Annotated in this window: 13 protein-coding genes and 3 pseudogenes; 10 read left to right on the top strand and 6 right to left on the bottom strand. The window is 57.3% G+C overall.

What is annotated here, in order from left to right; translation table 11 throughout:
• Positions 1 to 2: 2 nt before the first annotated feature.
• Entirely contained in the window at positions 3 to 1808 is a 1806-nt protein-coding gene (gene lepA, locus JTM80_RS04715) for a translation elongation factor 4 (RefSeq protein ID WP_172354786.1), read from the bottom strand.
• A gap of 879 nt (positions 1809 to 2687) precedes the next feature.
• Between lepA and JTM80_RS04710 the strand changes: the two genes are divergently transcribed.
• From JTM80_RS04710 to JTM80_RS04695, 4 genes are all read left to right on the top strand, one after another.
• Complete coding sequence (locus JTM80_RS04710) at positions 2688 to 2975, top strand: hypothetical protein (protein WP_390820350.1); 288 nt, start codon at positions 2688 to 2690, stop codon at positions 2973 to 2975.
• Between the two features lie 143 nt (positions 2976 to 3118).
• On the top strand, positions 3119 to 4966 hold the full coding sequence (locus tag JTM80_RS04705) for an ATP-binding protein (protein WP_172354788.1): 1848 nt from the start codon (positions 3119 to 3121) through the stop codon (positions 4964 to 4966).
• Positions 4967 to 5153: 187 nt separating this feature from the next.
• On the top strand, positions 5154 to 5360 hold the full coding sequence (gene thiS, locus JTM80_RS04700) for a sulfur carrier protein ThiS (RefSeq protein ID WP_172354790.1): 207 nt from the start codon (positions 5154 to 5156) through the stop codon (positions 5358 to 5360).
• A 351-nt stretch (positions 5361 to 5711) separates the two neighbouring features.
• Positions 5712 to 6665, top strand: coding sequence for a DUF1517 domain-containing protein (locus JTM80_RS04695; protein ID WP_255548875.1), 954 nt, complete (start codon positions 5712 to 5714; stop codon positions 6663 to 6665).
• A 39-nt stretch (positions 6666 to 6704) separates the two neighbouring features.
• Here JTM80_RS04695 and JTM80_RS04690 read toward each other — a convergent pair whose 3' ends face one another.
• Positions 6705 to 8066 carry a TIGR04283 family arsenosugar biosynthesis glycosyltransferase gene (locus JTM80_RS04690; protein ID WP_172354795.1) on the bottom strand — a complete coding sequence of 454 codons (1362 nt, stop codon included), beginning with the start codon at positions 8064 to 8066 and terminating at the stop codon, positions 6705 to 6707.
• Between the two features lie 227 nt (positions 8067 to 8293).
• Between JTM80_RS04690 and JTM80_RS04685 the strand changes: the two genes are divergently transcribed.
• From JTM80_RS04685 to JTM80_RS04670, 4 genes and pseudogenes are all read left to right on the top strand, one after another.
• Positions 8294 to 8776, top strand: a complete 483-nt coding sequence (locus JTM80_RS04685; RefSeq protein WP_172354797.1) for a hypothetical protein — start codon at positions 8294 to 8296, stop codon at positions 8774 to 8776.
• A 651-nt stretch (positions 8777 to 9427) separates the two neighbouring features.
• Positions 9428 to 10810 (top strand): annotated as a pseudogene (locus tag JTM80_RS23435) (substrate-binding domain-containing protein); the annotation flags it as partial.
• Between the two features lie 348 nt (positions 10811 to 11158).
• Positions 11159 to 12046: pseudogene (locus JTM80_RS23430) on the top strand (DUF4912 domain-containing protein); the annotation flags it as partial.
• Positions 12047 to 12691: 645 nt separating this feature from the next.
• A pseudogene (locus JTM80_RS04670) lies at positions 12692 to 13021 on the top strand (Rho termination protein); the annotation flags it as partial.
• Between the two features lie 42 nt (positions 13022 to 13063).
• On the opposite strand, the gene JTM80_RS04665 reads toward JTM80_RS04670, so the two are convergent.
• Positions 13064 to 13630, bottom strand: a complete 567-nt coding sequence (locus tag JTM80_RS04665) for a hypothetical protein (RefSeq protein WP_172354799.1) — start codon at positions 13628 to 13630, stop codon at positions 13064 to 13066.
• Positions 13631 to 13922: 292 nt separating this feature from the next.
• The gene (locus JTM80_RS04660; protein ID WP_172358850.1) at positions 13923 to 14096 is read right to left on the bottom strand and encodes a PCP reductase family protein; all 174 of its coding nucleotides are present in this window, start codon (positions 14094 to 14096) and stop codon (positions 13923 to 13925) included.
• Between the two features lie 428 nt (positions 14097 to 14524).
• Between JTM80_RS04660 and glpX the strand changes: the two genes are divergently transcribed.
• Entirely contained in the window at positions 14525 to 15565 is a 1041-nt protein-coding gene (gene glpX / locus JTM80_RS04655) for a class II fructose-bisphosphatase (protein WP_172354801.1), read from the top strand.
• A 145-nt stretch (positions 15566 to 15710) separates the two neighbouring features.
• Positions 15711 to 16472, top strand: a complete 762-nt coding sequence (locus JTM80_RS04650) for a cobalt-precorrin-6A reductase (RefSeq protein WP_172354803.1) — start codon at positions 15711 to 15713, stop codon at positions 16470 to 16472.
• 51 nt (positions 16473 to 16523) lie between these two features.
• Here the strand turns inward: JTM80_RS04650 and JTM80_RS04645 are convergent, their stop codons facing one another.
• Together JTM80_RS04645 and JTM80_RS04640 are read right to left on the bottom strand one after the other, a co-directional pair.
• Entirely contained in the window at positions 16524 to 17774 is a 1251-nt protein-coding gene (locus tag JTM80_RS04645; RefSeq protein ID WP_172354805.1) for an ABC transporter substrate-binding protein, read from the bottom strand.
• A gap of 57 nt (positions 17775 to 17831) precedes the next feature.
• Positions 17832 to 19007: a GNAT family N-acetyltransferase gene (locus JTM80_RS04640; protein WP_205370692.1), complete on the bottom strand. Its 1176-nt coding sequence runs from the start codon at positions 19005 to 19007 to the stop codon at positions 17832 to 17834.
• Positions 19008 to 19012 lie beyond the last annotated feature (5 nt).

The following is a 19012-nucleotide window of genomic DNA, read 5'->3' as shown; positions in this document are numbered from 1 at the left end:
GGTTATTGCAGCTTCAGCACTGCCATAAAGGCTTCCTGCGGCACGTCCACCGTCCCGATCGCCTTCAGACGTTTCTTACCCTTGGCCTGCTTTTGCAGCAGCTTTTTCTTGCGGCTGATGTCGCCGCCATAGCACTTGGCCAACACGTCTTTTCGCAAGGCCGGAATGTGTTCGCTGGCCACCACGCGGCTACCGATAGCGGCTTGCAGCGGGATTTTGAACTGGTGGCGCGGAATGAGTTCCTTTAGCTTTTCGACCAGCGCCTTGCCCACATAATAGGCTTTGTCGCGGTGAACAATGGTCGCCAGCGGGTCAACCGGGTCGCCGTTGATCAGGATATCCAGCTTCACCAGGGGATTCTCGCGATAGCCGATGAGGTGGTATTCCATGCTGGCATAGCCGCGCGATCGCGACTTCATCTGGTCAAAAAAGTCCGTCACCACCTCCGCCAGCGGCAGTTCATAGGTCAGCGTCGTGCGCCCCTGGGTCAAATACTTCATATCTTTGAACACGCCCCGGCGAGACTGGCTCAGCTCCATCAGCGGGCCGACAAACTCCTCCGGCGTAATCATGTCCACCTGCACATAGGGTTCCTCAATCGCCTCGCGCTTTTGAGGATCGGGCAGGTGGCTGGGGTTGTCGATATAGACCTCGCTGCCATCTAGCAGACGAACCTTGTAAATCACCGATGGAGCCGTGGTAATCAGATCCAGGTCGTATTCGCGCTCCAGTCGTTCCTGCACAATTTCCATGTGCAGTAGCCCCAAAAAGCCGCAGCGGAACCCAAAGCCCATCGCGCTGGAGGTTTCGGGTTCGTATTGCAGTGCCGCGTCGTTCAGCCGCAGTTTTTCGAGCGCCTCTCGCAGGTCTTCAAACTCATCGGCATCGGTAGGGAACAGTCCGCAAAACACCATCGGCTTGGCTTCGGTATAGCCAGGGAGCGGTTCCTTGGCTGGAGCCGTCGCCAGGGTAATGGTGTCGCCCACTCGCGCATCGGCCACTGCTTTGATGGCAGCCGACAGATAGCCCACTTCGCCTGCGTGCAGTTCGTCTACCTGGATTTGGTTGGGCGACAGCACCCCCAGTTCGTCGATTTGATACTCTTTGCGGGAAGCCATCAGCCGGATGCGATCGCCCTTCTTCAGCGTCCCATCCATCACCCGGAAGTAGACAATCACGCCGCGATAAGAATCGTAGTAGCTGTCGAAAATCAGCGCCCGCAGCGGCTCCTGCACCGTGTCGCGGGGCGGCGGCACCAGATGCACGATGGATTCCAAAATCTCGCTGATGCCAATGCCCTCTTTCGCCGAGGCAAGAATGGCGCTGCTGCAATCCAGCCCGATAATTTCTTCGATTTCTCCCTTGACCCGATCTGGCTCTGCCCCCGGCAGGTCGATTTTATTTAGCACCGGAATGATTTCCAGATTATGCTCCAGCGCCAGGTACACGTTTGCCAGAGTTTGCGCCTCCACGCCTTGGGAAGCATCTACCACTAGCAGCGCACCTTCGCAGGCGGCCAGAGAGCGCGACACCTCGTAGGAAAAGTCTACGTGCCCCGGCGTGTCGATCAGGTTCAGCACGTAATCCTGCCCGTCTTCGCCGCGATAGTTCATGCGGGCTGCCTGGAGCTTGATCGTGATGCCGCGCTCTCGCTCCAGCTCCATATTGTCGAGAAATTGCTCCTTCATTTCTCGATTGCTGACAGTGCCCGTCGTTTGCAGCAAGCGGTCGGCCAGCGTGGACTTGCCGTGGTCGATGTGGGCAATGATGGAAAAGTTGCGGATGTTTGAGACGGGAACGTCGGTCATAGACGCAAAGCATCAAGGGGTAAAAGGGGCGGCAATGCTTAGAAGAACCGCAAGAGAAACCAGGCAGTGAATCGTCCTTAAGGCATACCGCTTAAGATATTGTAATGCTTCTCTCTGCCGGACGCATCGGCAGTCCCTTGAGTCGTCTTGGGTTTCGCCGCAGTTGAGAGGAACCAGATGACCTATGATTTCTAAATAGATCGAGATAGATCAAATCAAGATAGATCAAGTTGTAGCGTATTGTTTTACGCTGCAAGGCGGCCTATAGGGATATTAGGCCTTGTGGGCAATTCAATTCAGGGGTGCTTGGGAAGAAGGGCGATCGCCCCTTCGTTTAAGAACCAGAATCTTTAAGAGCCAGCATCACGCACAAAAGTGGGTACAGCTTTCTGGAGTAGGGTGCAATAGAGATGCAGTAGAGGTGCAGTAGACAGGTCTTAAGCCGAGTGGATGGTTGTTCCAGTGCCGCCAAGGGGGTTTGGACACAGAAGGCTTTTCTGGATACAAACGCTCTCGCCCGCGAAAGGCTCCTGCTGGAATCCAGACGAAACGCTGCTTCCTCTGCGGCCTGCCACCGCTAAGACTCAAAATCTAAACCGAGATCTAAACCAAGCTCAACACCAAGCTCTACAAATCAAGATTTACAATTCAAGCCATTAAGTTCACAACTCACAACATTAGATTCCCTGTACAAAACGATTTAGGGCAGAATTTACTGTAAGTCGTTAGATTCTCATCCTGGAAGCGTGTCTGTATAGGCTAGCCAGGCAATATCAGCGACGGAACAAATGCGGAACGGTGAGAGAGTAAGACAATTCTATGAGCGACCCTGTTGTGGAATCTAATGCTGCGAAGACTGATGGTGTGAAGACTGATGGCATGAACGCTCAGGCCGGTGTTCAGGGTTCAACTCAGGAGGCGATCGCCCCCACAGACCCGCCACCCGCCGCCAGGCCCAGAGCAACGGCTGGAAATAAGGTCGATTTGTCAATCCAGATCGACGCTGAGCTATTGAATCAGATTGGGCATCTCACCAGCGATCCGAGCAAAGTGATCGAAGTCGCCGTGCGTCAATGGCTGCGGGGGGGAGCCTCGCGGGACGACGACCTGACGCGATCGCTCCAGCGCAATCCGCCTGTTCCCCCCCGTGGAGAATGGAACGACTAGCTGATTGCTGTAGGAATCACGGATTTGCTTTAAAAGCCGTTGCAGATAGCCTCTGCGACAGGCTACGTTAGGCGAAGATACTTGCTGAACCTGATTCCAAGAACATTTTGCGCGTTTTAACTCACTGTCTCCGATGCACGCTGATGACCTTGTCTGAAGATTCTTCTAGTTCTGTCGTTGGCCCGGCAGATGTAGCGATTGCTAGGCGACCCGGCGGCCCACTCCAGAAACCGCCCTCCATTGGTGATCTCATCTTCATACAAGACGCTGCGGGAACCTACCTTTCCTTCTCCTGGAAAGACGCAGATCGCTATGGACTGGGTTCTACGGACTTGGTCGGTCGGCCGATTGAGGAAGTCGAGTTTGCGCCAGCCGCCCTTGCGCCCTACTTACAGCGGATTCGCATGGTGCTTGATTTGGGCAGCCCCGATGGGTTTTCCTACTTGTTTCGCTGTGGCGGGCAGTATCTCGTTTTTGACCTCGCGCTCAGCCCCATTCTGCAAGTCAACGCGCTGCCTTCAGCAGTCATCGTCACGGGGCATCTGCTCTATGCCTGCACCGATGACCAGGCCCACCTGCTGCTAGAATCGCCCCCTCGCTTCAGCACGCTCCGGGGCAGCGGCTCCATCTTTTATCAAAAGGCACTGACTCGCGTTGCCTGGAACATCCGCCATACGCTTGACCTCGATGCCATCTGGCAGCAAACCGCCACAGGACTGGGTGAAACGCTCAACCTGAGTCGCTGTTGGGTGTGTGCTTACCCCGCTGAAGAGGGAAAAGCGCAGATCATGGCAGACTATCGACAAGATGGGGCGGCGGAGTGCGTCGGGCAAACGCTGGATTTACCGCACTTTCCCTACTTGCAGCAGGCCGTTTCCACGCTCCAGCCCGTTAGCACCACGCAGATTGATGAAGAAAGCGGTAGGGAGATGGCAATTTTGGCGATCGCCACCTGCCACGATGGCCAGCCCAACGGACTCCTTGTGCTGTACCAAGACGATGAAGCTCAGGTGTGGAGACAGTCCGAAATCGAGCTAGTTCAGGAATTTGCAGAGCAGATTGGAACGGGGCTGGCCCATGCCAGTTTGTACGCAACGAGCCGTCGCCAGGCCGAGCGACTGATGCAGCAGTATCACGACCTCGAGGAGAGCCGTCGCCAGGCCGAAGAAGCCTCCCGCCTCAAGAGCGAGTTTTTGGCCAACACGTCCCACGAGCTACGCACCCCGCTCAACGGCATGATTGGCTTCCTCAAGCTCATCGTAGACGGCATGGCGGACGATCCCGAAGAACAGGGCGAGTTCATCGAAGAAGCCTACCGCTCAGCGGTAAACCTAAACGACATCATCAATGACATCCTGGACATTGCCAAAATCGAAGCAGGCAAGCTCGAAATCGAGATTAACCCGGTCAAGCTCGATGACCTGATGGACGATGTGGAACGCTTTATCCGTCCCCAGGCCGAACACAAGCATCTGAGCTTCAAAATTTGCAAACCTGAAACGCGAGATCCAATCATCCTGAACGGCAACTATCAGCGCCTCCGCCAAGTGCTGCTGAACCTGTTGGGCAACGCCATCAAGTTCACCCACGAAGGCGGCATCACCGTTACCACCGACATCCTGCCCCGCCAGTCCGATCAGGACAAGGGCTATGCCAAGATCAGCGTGGTCGATACGGGCATTGGCGTTTCGCTAGAGAAGCAAGACCGCCTGTTTCAGTCCTTTAGCCAGGTAGACGGTTCCCGGACTCGGCAATATGGTGGCACGGGGCTGGGCCTGGCCATTTCCCAGAAGCTTGTAGAAGCGATGAAGGGCGAGGTGAATTTCTACAGCCTGGGCGAAGGTCTGGGGTCTACGGTTACCTTTACTGTGCCCCTCCATCAGCACCCGGTGCTAATCGCTAGACAGTCTGAAGAGGAAGATGCGGATCTGGCAGACTTGGCAGACTTGGCAGACTTAGCAGACTTGGTAGACCTGGATACGATGGAGTAGCGGCAGTTAGCGTGGCTGTCCCTCAGATATACCTCTCAGGTATACCTCTCAGACATATCATAGATGTACCTTAGAGTAGCGGTAGCTCTAGGGTAGCGGTAGTTCTAAGTAGCGGTATCAAACGGGCGATCGCTCTTAAGCCCTTGCCGTAGCATAAATCTAAGCCGTCTTCTGGGTGATCTCTGCTATGTCGATTACGCTTCAGGTCAATGGCGAACCCCGCACCTGCGAGCCGGATACCTCGCTGCCGCAGTTTTTGGAGCAACTGGGTATGAATCCGCGCCTAGTGGCGGTGGAATATAACGGCGAGATTTTGCACCGCCAGTTTTGGGAAAAGACCCTCATGCAGGCGGGCGATCGCCTGGAAATTGTCACCATTGTCGGCGGCGGCTAATGCAAAGACTTGTTGCAAAGACTATTGCTCAATTTAGGGCAATCTAATTAGGGCAATCTAACCTGGGGTTTTCAAGTACGGTCATCCCTCCTGAAACCCACTGCTAGCCGCCCTCAGCGCAAAACGGAGCGCGTTACATTAGAAGTATTGAATGGCTGTGTAACGTTTTCTAAAGCTTTGTTGCTAAAGCTCTGCAAATTTTAGCTCGGCAAACTGCTTAGCTCGGCAAACTGCTTAGCTCGGCAAACTGCACAGCCTGCCCCACGGGCATTGCCCGAAACGTTTATATGAGGGCTTGAGGCAATGGGAAAGTTCTTTTCTCAAGTATGGCGGCCCCTGCTTCGGCCGCTGGTGGTTTTCTCTCTAATTGCAACATTGGTGTTTGGCAATGCAGGTAGCGCTCTGGCCCTGAGTCGGGGCGGCGGCCGCATCGGCGGCGGCGGGTTTAGCGTGCCCAGCCGCACCTATACCAGCCGTCCGGCTCCATCCTATGGCGGTGGCGGCTATTATCCCGGTGGTTATCCTGGCGGCGGCATTGGGTTTCCGCTGGTGTGGGGGCCGATTTTCTTTGGCGGCGGTGCGGGCAGCCTGTTCACCATTCTGATTTTTCTCTCACTTGCATCATTTATCGTACGGAGCGTCCGAGCCGCGCAGTCTGATGCGAATGGCTATGACGACCTGGGCTATGGCGCAGCGTCGCCCACGGTTTCGGTGGCCAAAGTTCAAGTGGGGCTGCTGTCTGGCGCTCGCGGCTTGCAGGCAGACCTGGATCGGCTGGCGAAAACGGCGGATACGGGTTCCAAAGAGGGGCTGACGGAGGCGCTGCAAGAAACGACGTTGGCACTGCTGCGGCATCCCGAATATTGGGTCTATGGCGGCACGCAGTCGGCACAGTATCGCCTGGAGGCGGCTGAGGCACAGTTTAACCGACTGGCGCTGGCAGAGCGCAGCAAATTTAGCGAAGAAACGCTGTCGAATGTCAACCGCCAGTTGCGGCAGGCGGGAACGACTTCGGCCGCCCTGGCCACGACGGGTACGGGTGAGCTGGTAGCGGCAGAACAGCCGACAGAAATCCAGTCGCAGGGTGAATATATCGTGGTGACGCTGCTGGCGGCAACGCTGGGCAAGCTGGATTTGCCCGTGGTGAATTCGACGGAAGACCTGCGTCGGGCGCTGTCGCAGATGGGATCGGTGTCGAGCGATCGCCTCTTGGCGCTAGAAATTCTCTGGACCCCCCAGGTGGAGGGTCAGACCCTCTCGTCAGATGAGCTAGTCGCTGAGTATGCTGATTTGAGATTGGTCTAGCTAGCCTGTAGATAATGGGATACGTTAGGGATTGAGCCTTCAATCCCTATTTTTTTTACGAATTTTGAAGGGGTCTGGCGGCAAATTTTTTGACCGCGATCGCCGATAGAACTGAGTAATTCTCTCTAGAGGCACGCCCAACCCAGCGGCGATTAGCACGCTCTGATTGATCAGCGTCGTCTGCCACACCCCCAGCGCTTCCCACCGCCGCGCCGAAGTCGATACCACTGCTGGGGCGATCGCCACTTTGCCCAAGGTCTGAGCCTTTCGTACCAGCTTCAGATCTTCCAGAATCGGCACCTCTGGAAAGCCGCCCAGTTGCCAGAAAGTGTCTGTTCGCAGAAATAGCGCCTGATCGCCGTAGGGCAGGCTGAACCAGCGCGATCGCCAGCGCACCCCCCGCTCCACCCAGCGCAATCCCGGCAAGGTTCCGTCAATCAACAGGTCAAACGCCCCCAGCACCACGCCCGGTTGGGCCAGGGTTTGCTGCACCAGATGGGGAAACTTCTGGGGCAGGCGAGTGTCGGCGTGGAGGAAAAGCAGAGTTTTCCCCATCGCGGCGGCGGCTCCGGCATTCATCTGGCGGGCGCGACCGGGAGCGGAGTGGACGACCGTTGCGCCATACTGCTGAGCGATCGCCCGCGTGTCGTCCTGGCTGCCTCCGTCTGCCACAATCACTTCCAATGTGCCAGAGGGCGATAGGGTTTCCAGCAGGCTCGGCAATTCTGCGGCTTCATTCAGCGTTGGAATGATCACGGAAATCACCTGCTTCCGCAGCGCCTCCCACACGGGCAAGTCGGCAGCAGTGTCAATGTCCGTCAGTGGGTCAAGCGTTGCTACCGAGAGATGGAGAGCTTGGGCGATCGCCCTAGTCTGGGCAAACACACGCTCTGTGCCCCAATCAATGCCGCTGAACAGATCTGCAAGGGGCTGCCGCAGGCCGATGAGATAATAGCCGCCATCGGTGGCCGGCCCCAGCACCAGGTCATGGCTCTGCAACGCGGTAAAGGCCTGCTGCAAAATTACGGAATCCACGCTGGGGCAGTCTGCACCAATCACCACGACCCGCTCGGCTCCAGCGGCGATCGCCCGTTCCACCGCACTCAACAGGCGATCGCCCAAGTCTCCTGACGGCTGCGGATGCAGCGCCCAGGAGGTTCCCAGCCAGTCTGCCATTTGGGACAATTCGCCCCCCGCAAACCAGATTTCTGCCGAAATAGGGCGGGTCGAATTCTCCGCCGTCGGAGACAGGAGGGGACGGATTTGCCGCAGCACCTGCGCGGTCATCTGTCGCTGAAGCTGGGCGGATCCGGTTTCTCCCAAATGCGGAATGAGGCGCGTTTTCGTGGTTCCTGGCTGGGGATAGCGCGAAAACAGAATTAGATGATTGGCAAGAATCACGGCTAAAAATTCCAATTTTGGGGTGAAATGTTAAGGGGCGATCGCCAAGATGGCGGGGCAAAGAGTCTTACTAGAAAGTCTGATGAGAAACGCTGTAACTACCAGGTAGAAAAGATTCTCCCGATCCCTCCTCAGTCTAGGTCGTCATTCATCGAGCTTTGGAAAAAAATTGACCTTTGTACTCTGAAATGAGCTAAGATGTTGGACAAAATTTGAGGGAATTTGCCATGGGCTTCAAGTTTAAGATATTGGCTGGACTGCTCACCCTGGCAACGTCGGGTGGGGCGCTGGGGTCAGGGGCGATCGCCCAGACTGTCACTTCAACCCGCAGCGCAGACGACATTCAGACACTCCAGCAAGCGTTTGAGGACGCTTACTATGGTGCCAGCGGCACTTTCTTTGGCAACCGAGGCATTGTGAACTCCTTCACCTGGTTCCTTGGCCCCTTCCCCGAAAACAACATCATCACCGATGCGCGGCAGGTGCATCGACTCTACGTAGACGCTTCAAACCAGCAAAATCTGGACGGCCCCATCATCCGCACTGCCGATCTGAATAATCCCTTCGATACCTCACTGCTGCTGCTGCCTCCCTCTCAACCCCTCCGCCCACTTCCTGCGGGTCCTCAGTTTCCGCCCTTCAGCCAGGGTGTTCCAGGAGATCCTCAGCCTGCGCCGCGTCCGGCCGGCCCGGTTCGAGGCCTCTGGTAGCATCCTGGAAGCAGGCTAGACAAAGCAGGTTGGATATAAACAGGTTGGATAAAGCTAGGCGAGCTAAGGTTTAGCCCGTGATTAGTTCACCTGTGACCGATTTGCCTGTAACTGATTCTGGCTAACAGCCATTCGCAACTGCCAGTTTTCAGTCACCTGCCAGTTTTCAACACGAGTTGCAGCAAGTCCTGTTGCAGCAAGCCATTATGCAAGCGCCACGCGGTTAGATGTTCAGCGTGGCGCTTTTGCTGTTACTGCAACGTTTTTCTCGACCGTTCTTAGTCTGGCTCCCAGCGCTTTCCAGGCTCAGCCTTGCCGCTTATCCAGCGATGGTGCTTGTATAGGCAATTCTTATCAAAAATCAGCGTGGACTATGCATCTCAAAAGAAATACGACAAACTAGGGGAAACTTGTCGGCTCGTCTAGTACCCCGCGAAACAGAGGCAGCGCGAGAATTCCTTGCTTTCTCCTGACTTAAAAGCTGAAACGCTTTCATAGGAAGGAACTGGGCGATCGCCCCCCTGATGAGTATTTTTACTTCAAATTGTCTTCTTTATTAACTTCTGATAAGAAAGAGGGCTATATAATTGACACGTCTTTTGCAAAAATTAACCTAAAAAATCCCTGCTCACGTCTAGGCTGCCCTCAACAATGCTGCGAAACCCAGAAACATCTTTCACCCTACTAGCCCTGCTAGTTGCCCTCGGCGGCGCTCCTGGTTTACTTGGACTGCGGTGGGTAGTTCCAACTCTGGCACAATCTACGCCGCCAGAATTCCCGCTGCCTGCCAGCGTTCCGGCAGACACTTCCGTTACTATAGACGGCTCTGCCAGTATGACGCTGATTAATGAAAGTCTGAAGGCCCGCTTTGAGGAACGCTACCCTGGCACCCGGGTCAACCTTGCCGCAGGCGGCACAGATGCGGCGCTACAAGCCTTACTGGCTGGAGACCTGGATCTGGTGGCAGTGGGGCGCGACCTGACCCAGGCAGAGCGGGATCAGGGATTGGTAGAGGTTCCCCTCAGCCGAGAAAAAATTGCCATCATTGTAGGCGCAGACAACCCCTTTGCAGGCGATCTGACGTTTGAGCAGTTTGCTCAGATTTTCCGGGGTGAAATTACGGACTGGTCGCAGGTTGGTGGGCCACCTGGGCCGATTCGCTTTGTCGATCGCCCTGCTTTTAGCGATACACGCCAGTCACTCAGCAACTATTCAGTGTTTCAGGCAGCGCCCTTTCAAACTGGGCCCAACGCCGAGCAGATTGCGACAGACGACACGGCAGCAGCGGTGCAGGCGCTTGGGGCAGATGGGATTAGCTATGCTATCGCCAATCAGGTGTTGAACCGGGGTGACGTGAAGATCGTGCCCATGCACCAGACCTTGCCTACCGATCCTCGCTATCCCTTTTCGCAGCCAAGGGGCTATGTCTATCGCGGCACACCAACTCCGCCTGTGCAGGCATTTTTAGGATTTGCGACCTCGGAACCCGGTCAAGAAGTGGTAGAAGAGGCGCGTGAACAAGAAGCCACCGCAGTTGCGCCAGCGGCTCCGGTCGCGCCAGTACCCGCCACCCCCAGTCCCGTGCTGGATGCCGCGCCCACAGTCGTCACTCCACCGCCATCGAGTAATCAACCCGAAGGCTGGCTGCCCTGGCTGGCGCTGTTGCTGCTCGGAGCGTTGCCCTTCTTGCTGGGGCTATTTCGGCGGCGAGAGGCCGTGGCTCCGGTTGCGCCGCCGCTGCGCCCAGTGGCCACTGTCGCACCGCCCCGCCAAGTTCCCGCCAGCCGGATTGTGTTAACCCCGCGCAATGCCGAAGATGCCTACGCCTATTGGGAAGCGCCAGAGGCTCATAAAGCAGATCTGAAGCGCCAGGGCGGACGCGATTTGAAGCTGCGGATCTACGACGTGACGGATATTGACCTTGATCGGCAGCCCGCCCACAGCGTCCAAGAATACGATGTGGCTGAAACCGACCAGGATCGGCATGTGCCTATCATGGCGGGCGATCGCGACTATCTCGCAGAAATTGGCTACACCACCAGCGACGGACGCTGGCTGAAGCTGGCCCGATCCAACTCGGTGCGCGTGCCCACGATCCTGTCTGCGGCTGAAGCGGCTCCTGCTCCAGTCGTGCCGCCCGGTGTGCCGCCTGTCGTGCCGCCTGTGGTCGCTCCAGTTGTGCCGCCTCCAGCGGTATCCGTTTCTCCGACAGTGCCCGCTCCAGCACCTACCCCAGTGGAACCCGGTATGGATGAATCTGCTGTTGATGAGCCTGATGTTGATGAACCTGTTGTAGCAACGCCAGAGCCAGAAACCCCCACTGTGCCGCCGATTGCTGCGGCTTTGGGCACGGGGGCAACGCTGGCAGCAGGCGCGGCTGCGATGGCAGCGCTGGCCAAGGAAGATGACCAGTCTGCTGTTGAAGCGGCAAAGTTTGATGTAGGGCAAACGGATCTGTCGGCTGAGCGACTGGCCGATGTAGACACGAATCTACCCGACTTGCCTGATGGCTACGGCGAGAGCCGAATTGTGCTGATGCCTCGCGATCCGCAGTGGGCCTACACTTATTGGGATGTGCCCGACCAACACAAGGCACTACTGCGCGGTCAGGGCGGACAGCGGCTGGCGCTGCGGCTATACGACGTGACCGATATTGATGCCCATAGCCAGCGTCCCCATAGCGTGCAGCAGTACGACTGTGACGAGCTAGCCCGCGACTGGTATTTGCCCATTCCGGTGAGCGATCGCGATTATTTGGTTGAAATTGGCTATCTCACACCAGATGGTATGTGGCTGGTTCTGGCAAGATCTAATGCGGTTCGCATTCCGCCAATCTACCCGTCCGACTGGTTTGAGGATCAGTTTATTACGCTGGGTTGGGATGAAGACCGGCGCGGCAAGACCTTCCTGCGATTGATTCCGCCAGGGCGACGAGTGGCAGACACGGGCAACCCCATCTACGACGAGATTTTTGACATGGCCGAGTCTGCCGAGGCAATGCGTCTGGCGGGTTCGCTCTATGGTTCTATGCAGCAGGTTCCGGCCTCGGTGCAGGGTTCCCATCAGATGGAATCGGGCGCAGCGCTGAGTTCCATGCAGGCCTCTGGGGCAGCCATTAGCAGCTACGTTCACTCAGAATCTGGGGCAGCGCTGAGTTCCATGCAGGCCTCTGGTGCAGCCATTAGCTCGTTTGTTTTCTCGGCTGAAATGGGCCAATGGTCGGGGAAAACCGAGTCTGGCGTGGGCCTATACACTGAGTCGGGTGTGGGTCGATATACCGAATCGGGCGTGGGCATGTCCGGCGTGGGCATGTCTGGCGTAGGCATGTCCGGCGTGGGCATGTCCGGCGTGGGCATGTCTGGCGTGGGCATGTCCGGCGTAGGTCGATACACCGAGTCCGGCGTGGGGATGTCGGGCGTGGGCATGTACACCATGTCGGGCGCAAGACTTTATACCGAGTCTGGCGGAGCGCTTTACACGATGTCGGGTGTGGGCCTGTACACCGAGTCGGGTGTGGGTCGATATACCGAGTCGGGCATGGGCATGTCCGGCGTGGGTATGTACAGTATGTCCGGTGTGGGCATGTCCGGCGTGGGTATGTACAGTATGTCCGGTGTGGGCATATCCGGTGTGGGCATGTCTGGCGTGGGTATGTACAGTATGTCCGGTGTGGGCATGTCTGGCGTGGGTATGTACAGTATGTCCGGTGTGGGCATGTCCGGCGTGGGCATGTCCGGTGTGGGCATGTACAGTATGTCCGGCGTGGGCATGTCCGGCGTGGGCATGGGCTATCCGGGGCCGATGAGCTATGCGCGGATGTCGGGCGTAGGGATGTACACCGAGTCGGGCGCAGGTCTGTATACGATGTCGGGGGCTGGGATCTACAGCCAGTCGGGTGTAGGGATACCGAACTTCTCTGGCATTGGCATGTCGGGTGTTGGCTTCTTTGGTTCTATGCCGCCGATTCGGGCGCGGAAATTCTGGCTAGTGGCAGATGCAGAACTGATTATTTACGGCGCAACGGAGCCAGATGCCTCGGTGACCATTGCTGGACGGCCTGTGACACTGAATCCCGATGGCACATTCCGCTTCCAGATGTCCTTCCAGGATGGCACGTTGGACTTCCCGATTTTGGCGGTGGCGGCGGACGGCGTTCAGACCCGCGCGGTCCATATGCGGTTTAATCGAGAAACGCCAGAACGCCGCACTAGTACAAAGGACGAGGCGATGGATCAGCCTTACTAGGGCCTGGCATGATCCTTCCTTGGTGATCCTTCCTTCAAGACCTTAAAGAGCGCGATCGCCCCGTCTCTGATTCTGGGCTGCCTGAGCGGCCTGCTCAGAGACACGCTCATAGAGCCGTTCAAGCTGCTGAAATAGACGGCTGCTGCGGTCGATGTCGGTTTCGCAGCCGCGAATCTCTTCGGTCTTCCCGTTCGGGTAAAACCGATAGACGGCTTCTGGCCCATCGGCAGCCAGCAGGCAGAGATTTGGGATTGGATTGCGGACATTTGTCTCGCTGCGGATCTGGTCAAAATCGGCGCGGGCAATGCGCGATCGCAGTTGTTGCAGGGTTCCTCGGCGGATGCGTCCGGTGGCGCGATCGCCGACGCTGTTGGCATAGCGGTAGCTGCCGTCCGGATATATTGTCACTTCTGAAAAGCAGCCTGGCGGATAGCAAAAGCCACCCTCGCGGCGAACCGTGACCAGAGGAGTTCCGCCCTGGCTGACTGGCTGGGTCGGAGCAGGCCCATTTTGAGCAATGGATAAGCGGTTGGGTGGAGCGGCGATCGCGGCGCTGGCGATCGCCAAACACAGTCCCACAACCCCAACCGTCAATGGCCAAGTTTTCATCCCGAAGCCCTCACAGAAACTCAATACTGCTACTTTAAGTTCCTGCTTGCTTTGGAGTCGTGGAGTTACCAAAACTGAAACTTGCAGACCTCCGCCAGTTCAGACCGAGTTCAGACCGAGTTCAGACGATATTGCACCTTCAAGACGCGGCACTGGTTCATAAAAGGAAGATGTAGCACTTGAAGTGCTGACTATGCAAAGACCTCAGCCGATTTTGACTACAGACTGCAAAAGTTTGTCCGCAAGGGCTTTGCGAGGCTTATCCTCCACTAACAGTCCAGTGCCCAAGACGCTACTTCGAGCCAAACTTTGCTTTGGCCTGTTCATAGACCTCTTCAGTAATCTGCGTTATGCCGGCCTCTTCAGCAAATTTCTCGATCTTTTTGCGGGCGGCCGGACGCACAAAAAAGGGAATTTCTTTCAAACGGGCTTCGGCTTCGGGAGTCCAGGCGATCGCGCTACTCATAGAAATGGGTTCCACCTGCATTGTTCTGCCCTTCTAGTTTAGGCGCATTGGTTGGGAGATTTGCGGGGTCATCCGATCCCTGCATCTTGATCCCTAAATCCTTAGGCAGTGTCTTAAAACTTTCTAGGTCATTGATTGCCTTGAGTCGATCCCCCTAAATCCCCCTTGAAAAGGGGGACTTCCAGAGCAGTTTTGCCCGTTTCCCCTCTTCTTAAGGTGGGCTAGGGGGATCAAAGGGTTTTAAAACACGCCCTAGGACTGACGCATCTGGACGATTTCTTAGGGGCTGCGCGAGAAATCCTCTAAAACTCAATAGAGCCTATCGCGAGTGCGTAAGTCCTGATCCCGATCCCCTTGTCTGATACACTTTTGACAAGAGGTACACGTCGCTCAAACGACGAAAAATCAAGCAGTTTGGAGGGTATCCGGTGGAAAGTACACTCGGTTTGGAAATTATCGAAGTGGTAGAGCAAGCGGCAATCGCCTCTGCTCGGTTGATGGGCAAAGGGGATAAGAACGAAGCCGACCGGGTCGCTGTAGAAGCCATGCGCGAACGGATGAACAAAATCCACATGCGCGGACGGATTGTGATCGGTGAGGGGGAGCGCGACGAAGCGCCCATGCTCTACATCGGCGAAGAAGTGGGCATCTGCACCCGAGAAGATGCGGCAGCCTTCTGCAACCCTGACGAACTGCTGGAAATCGACATCGCTGTGGACCCCTGCGAGGGCACCAACCTCTGCGCCTACGGTCAGCCCGGTTCGATGGCAGTGCTGGCGATTTCCGAAAAGGGTGGCCTGTTCAACGCGCCCGACTTTTATATGAACAAGCTGGCCGCGCCCCCCGCAGCCAAAGGTAAGGTCGATATCCGCAAGTCTGCCACGGAAAACCTGAAGATCCTGTCGGAATGCCTGGATCGGGCTATCGACGAACTGGTGGTGGTGGTGATGAAGCGCGATCGCCATGATGCGCTGATCAAGGAAATCCGCGAAGCTGGGGCCCGCGTCCGCCTGATTACCGATGGCGACGTGTCTGCTGCGATTTCCTGCGCCTTTGCAGGGACGAATATCCACGCGCTGATGGGCATTGGCGCTGCGCCCGAAGGCGTGATTTCTGCGGCGGCGATGCGGGCGCTGGGTGGCCACTTCCAAGGGCAGCTTGTGGCCGACCCCGCCGTCGTGATGACCAAAGAGTGGGCTAACAAAACCAAAGAAGAGAACATTGCCCGCCTCAAGGAAATGAACATCACCGATCCGGATCGGGTGTATGAATGCGAGGAGCTGGCATCGGGTGAAACAGTTCTGTTCGCCGCCTGTGGTATCACCTCCGGCACGCTGATGGAAGGGGTTCGTTTCTTCAAAGGGGGGGCCCGCACTCAGAGCCTAGTCATCTCTACCCAATCCAAAACCGCCCGCTTCGTTGACACCATCCACATGGGCGATAATACCAAACACTTGCAACTGCGCTAAGCTGCAAACACCCGTCGCTCAATAACTGCGAAAGAGTCAGGTTCCGATCTGGCTCTTTTTTGCTCTTTTTAGCGCAAGTTTGTCGTGCAGGTTTTTAGCGCAAGCTTGTAGTGCAAGTTAGCAGCTCACAAAGAGAGTTAGGATCATGCTCTGGCTCATCGGCGGTACGCAGGAAAGCGCGGTGCTGGCGCGAGATCTGGTAGCACAGGGGATAGACTGCGTGGTGACGGTGACGACGGCGGGGGCGCGGCGGCTATATCCAGACACCGAGTGCTGTCGCGTATGGGTTGGTAAGCTGACCCCAGAAGCGGTGAGCGAGTTTTTGCAGACGTACTCAGTTCGCGCCATTCTGGATGCGTCTCACCCGTTTGCGGCGGCGGTGTCTGAACTGGCGATCGCCACTGCTGTTGAGCTACACCTGCCCTACCTGCGCTTCGAGCGATCGCCCGTGGAAGGCGTTGCGCCGGGGGAATGGGTCTTTCCCAGTGTCGAGGCGCTGTTGGCAACCGATTTGCTGATCAACGAGCGGGTCTTGTTGACCATTGGCTATCGCTATTTGCCGCTGTTTCAGCCGTGGCAGGATCGGGCCATCCTGTTTGCCCGCATTTTGCCATCGCACGAGGCGCTAGGAGGGGCGATCGCCGCTGGGTTTACCCCCGATCGGCTAATTGCGCTGCGTCCGCCCATTGCTGCACCCCTAGAAAAAGCGCTCTGGCAACAGTGGCAAATTTCCCTTGTGGTGGCCAAAGCGTCTGGCAGTCCCGGCGGCGAAGACATCAAGCGCCAAGTTGCCGCCGACCTCGGCATTAAACTCGTCACCCTGGCGCGACCTGCGCTGGCCTATCCCCAGGTGACAAGTGACCGGGCGATCGCCCTGGACTTTTGCCGGAGGGCACTGGCGCAATAAATGCCAAACAGCGCTGGAGCCATGAGGCGCTGGGCTGACCTGATGCCCCCCTCACTCCGCCTGCCCAAACACCCGATCCAGTCGTCGCTGCGCTGCGTCGATGGCCGCTGTAGGCGTATTCTGGTTCAGCAAGACGGATTCTACGGCCCGGCCTAGCGCATCGGAAATGCGGTTATAGCCCGGAACTATGGGGCGCGATCGCTCGTATTGCGTCTGGTCTAGAAACACCTGCACAGCGGGCTGTTGGGTGAGGAAGGTCTGATAGTCCTGGCTCTGGCGCGATCGCAGGTTGACGGGTAGATATCCAGTGGCGATCGCCCACTCGGTCTGAAACGCCTCACTCAGCACATATTCACCAAACACCTGGGCGGCCTGCTCTCGCGCCGGGGTGGAGTGGAAGAAAAACAGATTTTCGCCGCCCGTGCTGGTGGCGGGCCGCAGGCCAGCCGGAATCGGCATCACGCCAAACTCTGCACCCGCCTGCCGAAGCTGCCCCAGGGTCCACGGCCCGGTTAGCTGCATGGCCACCCTGCCGGCCAGAAATGTGTCTAGCTCATAGCCCCGCTCTGGCTGCGAAAGAATCGCGGAGCCATCGTTTACCAGGTCTTGCCACAACTGCAACGCGGCGATCGCCCCCGGCGAAGCCACCCGCACCGCGCCCTGTTCTGCCACGATTTCTCCACCGCCGCCCCAGAGAAACGGCAGCCACATAAACACCGTCCATTCGCCCTTGCCCAGCGGCAGCAAGAGGCCATGCTGATTTTTTTCGGGAATCGTCAGCGCCTTGGCCACCTGGCGAAACGCATCCCAGGTCTGGGGTAGCTCGCGAATGCCCGCCGCCGCAAACAAGCTGGGTCGATAAAACACACCGACATTGTTGGTGCCAAAGGGAATCGACCAAGTTCGCCCTTCCCACTGCATCGACTCGCGCAGCGCTGGGTCAATCTCGGCGGCGACGGAGCAGGTGGAAAGCCAGTCATCGAGCGATCGCAGTGCCCCCAGTTCCACCAGTTGCCCCGTAATCATCGGCGCATACCACAGCATATCCGGAGCTGCATCGCCCACCACCGCTGCCAAAATCTTGGGAATTTGCTGGTCGCCCTGTCCTACATATAGCGCCTCTACCTGGATCTGCGGATGCGCTTCGTTAAACCGATCCACCAGCCGCTGCAACACCGCCCGATTGGACGGTGGATTGACCCCATGCCAGAGCGTCAGATGCGTGATGCCATCGGTCGCCGCCGCAGGCTGGCAGCCCGTGAGCAATAGGAGACTGGTGAGGAGCAGAGCAAAAAGGCGCATTGGGGCAAGCGGGGTAACCGAGGGGACGGAGTGAATCATACTCCAACGCCCTTCTCCTCAGCCCTGCCGGAACGGTAAATCGGCGTTGATCGCCTCAATCTCCTGCTGCTCTAGCTCGTTGACCTCCTGGATGTAGTGATTCAGGATTTGCGACAGGCGCGGTTCATAGAAACGGTGCAGAGAATGATTGGGCGTGGCGGGGAAGCCGCGACGCTTTTTGTGGCGGCCGCCTGCGCCGGGGTCGAAGGTCTGGATATTGTGGGCGATCGCCCATTCGATCGGCGTGTAGTAGCAGGTGTCGAAGTGCAGATTCTCAATCTCTTGCAGCGACCCCCAATAGCGCCCGTATAGCTGATCTCCCTTGGTAAAGCAAAGCGACATGCCAATGGGGTGCTGCGGATCTTGCTCGGCATAGGCCGCAACTATCACCGTGCGGTGGCGATAGGTGGGATGAAGCTGCTCAAAAAATTGCCGCGTCAGATATTTGCTGCCCCACCAGCCAAACTTGTCGCAGGTGTCGCTATAGAAGCGATACATCAGGCTGTATAAAGCCTTGGGGATTTCATCTCCGGCGTGAACCCGCATCGTCAGCCCTGCTGCGGCGACAGCTTTGCGCTCGCGCTTGATGTTGCGGCGCTGATTGGCGTTGAAGCTGCCGAGATAGTCGTCGAAGGTCTGGAAGCCGTGGTTTTGCCAGATATAGCTGTGGTGCAGCCAGGGCCGAAATCCGTGCGGCTCGATCATCGGTCGCCAGGTCGGGTCGGCATAGAGAAAGTGGCATCCCGAAATATTGTTGCTGATGCAAAACTGGTCGATCGCCCCCACCATCAGCGCCGTCAGTTCCGCTTCGTCTTCTCCGGGGGCGATCAGAAAGCGGTAGCCCTCCGCTGGGGTAAAGGGCGACATGCCCAGCAGCTTGGGATAGTAGGCAATTCGCAGCCGCTGCGCCAGTTCTGCCCACTGTTGGTCAAATACAAACTCGCCGTAGCTGTGGCCCTTGAGATACATCGGCGCGGCGGCAATCAGCGTGCGTTCGCGCCAGAGGGTGAGGTGATTGGGCAGCCAGCCCGCCTTGGCCGTGGCGCTGCCGGAGCTTTCCAGATTGTGCAGCCAGTCCCATTCCAAAAACGGCGTTTTAAGCGGCAGTGCCAGGTCGTCCCAGGCAGATTGGGGCACTTCGGCGATCGCCTGAATCCAGTTCACAGTAAGGCGGGGGCGAGTCTGTTCGGGCATTTTGG

The organism is Thermoleptolyngbya sp. PKUAC-SCTB121, assembly GCF_016919485.1.
In the GTDB taxonomy this organism is placed as follows: Bacteria; Cyanobacteriota; Cyanobacteriia; order Elainellales; family Elainellaceae; genus Thermoleptolyngbya; species Thermoleptolyngbya sichuanensis.
This window is presented reverse-complemented; position numbering and strand designations above follow the sequence as displayed.